6 protein-coding genes and 2 pseudogenes are annotated in these 5545 nt (G+C 69.0%); 2 read left to right on the top strand and 6 right to left on the bottom strand.

From position 1 onward, the window contains the following. From ACT6QK_RS14685 to ACT6QK_RS14660, 6 genes and pseudogenes are all read right to left on the bottom strand, one after another. A pseudogene (locus ACT6QK_RS14685) lies at window positions 1-123 on the bottom strand (50S ribosomal protein L3); the annotation flags it as partial. 20 nt (window positions 124-143) lie between these two features. Then, complete coding sequence (gene rpsJ, locus ACT6QK_RS14680; protein WP_444598566.1) at window positions 144-449, bottom strand: 30S ribosomal protein S10; 306 nt, start codon at window positions 447-449, stop codon at window positions 144-146. A gap of 295 nt (window positions 450-744) precedes the next feature. Next, window positions 745-1737 (bottom strand): hypothetical protein, encoded by a 993-nt coding sequence (locus ACT6QK_RS14675; protein ID WP_444598565.1) that lies wholly within the window; start codon window positions 1735-1737, stop codon window positions 745-747. Window positions 1738-1856: 119 nt separating this feature from the next. Then, window positions 1857-2738: a GIN domain-containing protein gene (locus ACT6QK_RS14670; protein ID WP_444598564.1), complete on the bottom strand. Its 882-nt coding sequence runs from the start codon at window positions 2736-2738 to the stop codon at window positions 1857-1859. A gap of 181 nt (window positions 2739-2919) precedes the next feature. Further along, on the bottom strand, window positions 2920-3843 hold the full coding sequence (locus ACT6QK_RS14665) for a cupin-like domain-containing protein (RefSeq protein ID WP_444598563.1): 924 nt from the start codon (window positions 3841-3843) through the stop codon (window positions 2920-2922). 10 nt (window positions 3844-3853) lie between these two features. After that, entirely contained in the window at window positions 3854-5026 is a 1173-nt protein-coding gene (locus ACT6QK_RS14660) for a GNAT family N-acetyltransferase (RefSeq protein ID WP_444598562.1), read from the bottom strand. Between the two features lie 171 nt (window positions 5027-5197). Here ACT6QK_RS14660 and ACT6QK_RS14655 point away from each other — a divergent pair, with 171 nt between their 5' ends. Further along, on the top strand, window positions 5198-5362 hold the full coding sequence (locus ACT6QK_RS14655; RefSeq protein WP_444598561.1) for a hypothetical protein: 165 nt from the start codon (window positions 5198-5200) through the stop codon (window positions 5360-5362). Further along, window positions 5359-5545, top strand: a pseudogene (locus ACT6QK_RS14650) (hypothetical protein); the annotation flags it as partial. The gene ACT6QK_RS14655 and the pseudogene ACT6QK_RS14650, both read left to right, overlap by 4 nt.

The raw sequence follows: 5545 nt of genomic DNA, 5'->3' as shown, positions 1-5545 counted from the left end.
CTGAGTGCGTTGGCCGACGACCTGACAGTCGTCGAGCTGGAGCACAGTGACCGGAACGTGCGCGCCGTCTTCGGCGAACACGCGGGTCATGCCCAGCTTCTTGGCGATCACGCCCGTGCGCATCGGATCCCGCCTCTTTCTCGTTAAATCTTGATCTCGACGTCCACGCCGGCGGACAGGTCGAGCTTCATGAGCGCGTCCACGGTCTGCGGGGTGGGGTCGACGATGTCGAGAACACGCTTGTGCGTGCGGATTTCAAACTGCTCGCGCGACTTCTTGTCGACGTGCGGCGAGCGGTTCACGGTGAACTTTTCGATCAGGGTCGGCAGCGGGATCGGACCGCGAACGGTCGCGCCGGTGCGCTTGGCCGTATTGACGATTTCGCGCGTCGAAAAGTCGAGGACGCGGTGATCGAGGGCCTTGAGCCTGATGCGGATGCTTTGATCCATATCGGTTGTTATTCCCAAGCAGGCGAACCTGCGTCCTGTGAACCATTTCAAAGACCGGAGCCTTTAGGGGAAACCCCTTCAGGTACGCACTTCGCAAAAACGATCGGCCCACGCAGTCCCCCGCGAAGGCCGTGAAGTCCCAAGAAGCTGCAAAGAACAGTGACTTAGGTCGTTCCTGCGAACTGCGTCTGCGGTTTCCCGCACAGCCAGTCCAACAAGAGTTGGGGCTTATGACCTCCGATTCCGTTTTCGTCAAGCGACGAAACCGTGGCGGAGGCTGAACCAGCGCCAGAAACTAGGGCCTGAAAACGCCTTCGGCCGCATCCCATGTCAGGGGCGTTCCCGGACAGGCTTCGCCATAGTCGCACGGGGGGGTGTCGATCAACCGGGCGGGGGTTTGGCCGATGTCCAGCTGGGGCCAGTGATCGACCGGTCCGCTCCAGGCCAGGGTCACCCTGCCCGCCCGTCGAGAGCTGTTCTGCCCAGCGCCGGTCTCCGGGGCCGACACCCAGACCTGATAGCCGTAGGCGGCGGGCTCTTCGGGACCGCAGGCGACGGGGGCGTCGATGATCCAGTCGCGCACGCCGTCGCCGTTCAGGTCCGGCAGGCTGCGGAGCGCCGGCCAGGAGGTGCGTGCGACCTCTCCAGGATCGGCGACCGGGCAGACCCGGGCCCCGTTCTGAAACAAGGTATAGAGGGCGTCAGGCGTGTTGTCCGCCAGCACGAGCTCGCCGTCCTTCTCCCCCAGATCGACCGGTGGGCCGTCGAGGCTGGTCAGGATGTGATGGCCGTCGCGGCTGGGCCGTTCGGTAAGGGCGCCGGTCTTGCGATCCCAGGCCCAGGCCAGGCGGCAGTCCTCGCGTTGCGGGGTGCAGTTCAGATGATGGAAGGAGGCCTCGATCCGCGTCTCGCCGGCGACCTTGTCGATGGTCAGGTCCCAGGCCTGGCGGTCGAACACCCGCCGGTAGCCGCCGTCGGCGCTGACATAGATCGCGCGCCGGCAGCCGCCGGTGCCGCAGAACTGGGCGCCGTCCGGCCAGTTGATCAGCCAGTCGGCCACGCCGTCGTCATTGATATTGACCGGCTCCAGCACGCCGGCGGGAACCTCGGTGATCAGGTCGGGCCGGTTGGTGGGATCCTCGATGTCGAGATAGAATTCGTTGAGCTCATTGAGGACGTACCAGGTGAAGCCGGCGGGCGGCGTCTCCCCGGCCGTCGCCAGACCCGGCGCGCCGATGACGACGCCGAGCGCCACGCCCGCCACACCCCACAGTCCCGATCCACGCATGTCCGTCCTCCAGAGACGGCCAGGGTGGAGCGTGTGAAGTCGCCGGGCCACTTTCGTTTCCTGACAGCCGGCAGGGCCGGGAGCCTGCGCCGCCGGCCCTTCCCTGCCCGCCGCTGCGATCAGCGGCCGATATGGACCTCGCCCGAACCGACGATCGCGCGGCTCACGTCTCCGGTCGCGCGGGCGATACGCACGTCGCCCGAGCCGGCGATCGCCACGTCCACGTCGCGCGCCTCGCCCCGGAAGTCGATGTCTCCGGAACCGCCGATGGCCGCCGACAGGCTGGTCGCGCGCCCGCCCCGCACGAGGATGTCGCCCGAGCCGCCGATGGCGAGATCGGCCGCGCCGTCCGCCCGCGCCACGGTGATGGAGCCCGAGCCGCCCACCTTGGCGTCCAGATCGCCTGTGGCGCCCGCGACAATATCGCCCGAGCCGCCGACATTGGCCTCCAGACGACGAGACGTGCCTGCCCGAATGGTCCCTGAGCCCCCGACATTCAACTCCATGGCTCCGCTCGTATTGGCCACCGTCCAGTCGCCGCAACCGCCCGCGCCCAGTTCGATGGACGCGGCGCCCGGCCCCACCGAGCCAAAGACGGCCGAGCCCGCCGAGACATCCACATCGCGCGGCGAACGGATGACGATCAAACTGGCGTTGCGCATCTCGACCCGGCCGCGATTGCGCACCTCGACCCAGGCCCCGTCACCGGGCTGACGCGCATAGGCCGCGCCGGAATGGCAGTCGCGGATCTGGTTGCGCAGGCCGCCGTCGATCACGACCCGGTCGCCGATACGACGGATCTGGAGGCCGGGCAGGCCGGCGGCGCCGGGCTCGACCTCGACGCTGACGTCGCGGCGGTCCTCGACGATGACGACAACGCGGGCGACGGCGTCCCTGATCTCGACCGAGCGGCTGTCGAAGGTCTGGGCTGCGGCGGGCGATGCGGCGGCGGCGGCGGCCAGAACGGCGACGACGGCGGCGGTCAGCACGATGGTTTTCATGGCGGGTTTCCTCTCCGGCTATGGAGAGAAGGTGCAGCCCCGGCCGCGCCAAGTCATTTTAACTCGAGGTCATGACTTCGAATTCATGAAACGCCGGTCGTCGATGTCGTCGAATTCCTCGCGAGGCGTATTCCATGTCGCCATGAGTGCGTCGTCGAATTCCCTGCCGGATATCGACGACTCAGGCGCGCAGTCGGCCCGCGCCGTCGGCCGCCCCGACCTCGGGCTCGAAGTCACGCTCGAAGTTCGCGATACGGCTCTTCAGCCCGCCGACCCGCTTCAGCGCCAGGGACGCCGCCCAGCGCGCGGCCAGCTCCGGCGGGCTCATGCCGTCAGTGAAGCGCGGGGAACCGCCCCGGCTGCGGATGACGGCGTTGGTGTAGAGGGCGCCGTTGCGGATGCGCGACGACCAGGTCTGGAAGTCCATCGACAGGGAGACGCAGAACCGGTCCAGGTTCTCCACCCGGTGGGGCGCATAGAGGGGCCAGGTCAGGGCCTGCCCCGGCTCCAGATCGACCACGTGGGCGTCGGCCTCGAAGGCGCGGGTATAGGGCAGTTCCTCGGTCGTCTGGCGCGCGACCACCTGTTCCATATTGCGTTCGGGCAGGTGAGTCTCGTCGCCCGGATAGACGAAGATCCGCTTCTTGCCGCGCAGGTGGAACAGCACCACCCCCGCCGCGTCGAAATGATAGGGCACCTTGGCCGCCGGCGAGGAGATGATGAGCTGACCCGCATTGGTCACCGCCCGCATGCCGGGATAGGTCGCCTGGATGCGCCGGAACTCGCCCATCGCCGCCGCCCACAACTCGGGACAGCCGGCCGAGGCGTCGCGCAGATTGACCCACAGCCGCCCGGCCTGGATCGCCGCCAGCAACTGGTCGCCCGACAGGGAGCCGCGCGCCCCGGTCCGGAGCGAGACCTGACCCTCGTCGTCGTAGTCATAGAGGTTGATGTCGAACAGGTCGGCCGGATAGCGATGCAGGACTTCGGCGAGCGCTTCGTCGGTCGCGAATCCGCGCTCGACCAGGTCGTGGGCGTGGACGCGGGCCTCCGCGATCGGGCCGGGATAGCGGGTGCGGCGCGGGGCCGTGTGTTTCAGGCTCATCCTTGATCCCTCAACCACTGACCGCCGGATCGGACAGGCGGGCGGCCGCGCGCTCGCGGCCCCTGGCGAAGGCGACCTGGGCGGCGCCGACGGCGCCGAGGAAGCGGTTGGCGCGCGTCGTCTCGCACGCCTCGATGGCGGCCCAGCGCCGCCGCATGCTGGCGCGCAGACGTTCGCCCCTCTGCTTGCCCGCCCGATTGAGCAGATCGACCGCCGCATCGCTGACCGTCGCCGCCAGCCCGGGCCGCATCACGACCGCCTCGCGCACCGTCTGGTTGGCGTTGCAGAAGTACTTTTTGTAGCCCTCGCCGCCGAAGCCGAAGTCGAAGACCCGATAGCCCTCCTCCGAGGCCAGCCGCATGGTGTCCAGGGTCAAAAGAATGCCCGGCGAACACCGCGCCAGCCCGGGCTCATAGACCGGGAACCAGAAGTGGTAGCGCCCGCCGGCGTGCAGCGAATACTCCACCGCCACCAGCTTTCCGCCCGCCCACATGGCCGCCATCGAGGCGCCGAAGTCGTCCTCGCCCCGCGTCTGGAGCAGGGCGTGGAGCAGGTCGCGCGTCCAGCCGCATTCGAAGATGTCGTGCCGCCCGGTACGGCGATACTGGTCCCGCTTCAGGTCGATCAGGCGGTCCAGCAGGGCCGGGTCGCGCAGGCCGCGTTCGACGCGGATGGGGCCCAGTTCAGCCTCCAGGCTGCGGCGGGCCCGCTCCTTATCCTTGTAGTACTTGCCCCAGGTCTTGCGGCGTTCCTCATACCAGGGGGCGTAACCGCCGTCGGGCATGGAGACCATCAGGGTCTCGCGGTCCTCGCCTTCCTGGGCCTCACCGACCCAGGCCCCGACCCGCAGTCGGGGCGCGTCAAGCGACCAGGCGACCTGTTCCAGGCAGGGCCCCTCGCCGGGGCGGGAGATGACGCCGTGATAGTCGTTCATCGGCGCCGCCAGGGGCTGGATGGTGCCGCCGCGCATCTGGTGCGGGAAGAAGCCCACGACCTCACCGTCGCGGCGGAAGACAGCGACGGCCGCATCGGGGCTGATCGAACCGGCGACCTGAGTGAACTCGGGCCGGAAATAGGGGCTGGCCAAGGCGGGATTGGCCGCGATCATGGCGCGCCAGGCGGCGACATGCGCCTCGGTCAGGGCGTCCGTGCTGATGATCTCGACGTCGACCGGTCGTCCCATGCCCGCGGGCCCCATGCATGCGGCGCTGTCACGCCCGTTCGCCCCAGTCTGGCCGCTGCGCCCTTTCGGTACGGTTTAGCCGGATGGTGAACGATAGCTTTCCGGAACCCGACCCACAGGATGAGACGTTGCCGCAGGGCGCCTTCGCATGGATAATCAGGGAACCGCCCGATGACCGACCGCCCCAAAGATCGCCAGACCGAGACCGAGAACCAGCGCACGCCCGCCCGACCCGGCGAGCCGCCGCGCCCGGCCACCGAACCGCCCGGCGCCGAAGGCAGCAGCAATTCCGGCGAGACCGAAACCGACCCCGCGACCGGAGAAGAGAACGGGTGAAACGATCCACTGTGCTGCTGGCCGCCGTCCTTGGCGTGAGCGCCAGCGCCCTCGCCTTCCTGCTGGCCGGATCCGGCCGCACCCAGCCCGCCCCCGCCCCAGTCGCGCCCTCCGGGACCGCCTCGCCAGAGACGGCGCCCGCGCGACCTCCCGCGCCCCGGCGCGCGGCGCCCCGGCCGGCCG

Origin of the sequence: Brevundimonas sp. (genome assembly GCF_052436175.1) — a bacterium.
Lineage (GTDB): Bacteria > Pseudomonadota > Alphaproteobacteria > Caulobacterales > Caulobacteraceae > Brevundimonas.
This window is presented reverse-complemented; position numbering and strand designations above follow the sequence as displayed.

Bases quoted from the DNA above. Each gene is read 5' to 3' on its own strand.
- rpsJ (WP_444598566.1), bottom strand. From the start codon at position 449: ATGGATCAAAGCATCCGCATCAGGCTCAAGGCCCTCGATCACCGCGTC.
- ACT6QK_RS14675 (WP_444598565.1), bottom strand. From the start codon at position 1,737: ATGCGTGGATCGGGACTGTGGGGTGTGGCGGGCGTGGCGCTCGGCGTC.
- ACT6QK_RS14670 (WP_444598564.1), bottom strand. From the start codon at position 2,738: ATGAAAACCATCGTGCTGACCGCCGCCGTCGTCGCCGTTCTGGCCGCC.
- ACT6QK_RS14665 (WP_444598563.1), bottom strand. From the start codon at position 3,843: ATGAGCCTGAAACACACGGCCCCGCGCCGCACCCGCTATCCCGGCCCG.
- ACT6QK_RS14660 (WP_444598562.1), bottom strand. From the start codon at position 5,026: ATGGGACGACCGGTCGACGTCGAGATCATCAGCACGGACGCCCTGACC.
- ACT6QK_RS14655 (WP_444598561.1), top strand. From the start codon at position 5,198: ATGACCGACCGCCCCAAAGATCGCCAGACCGAGACCGAGAACCAGCGC.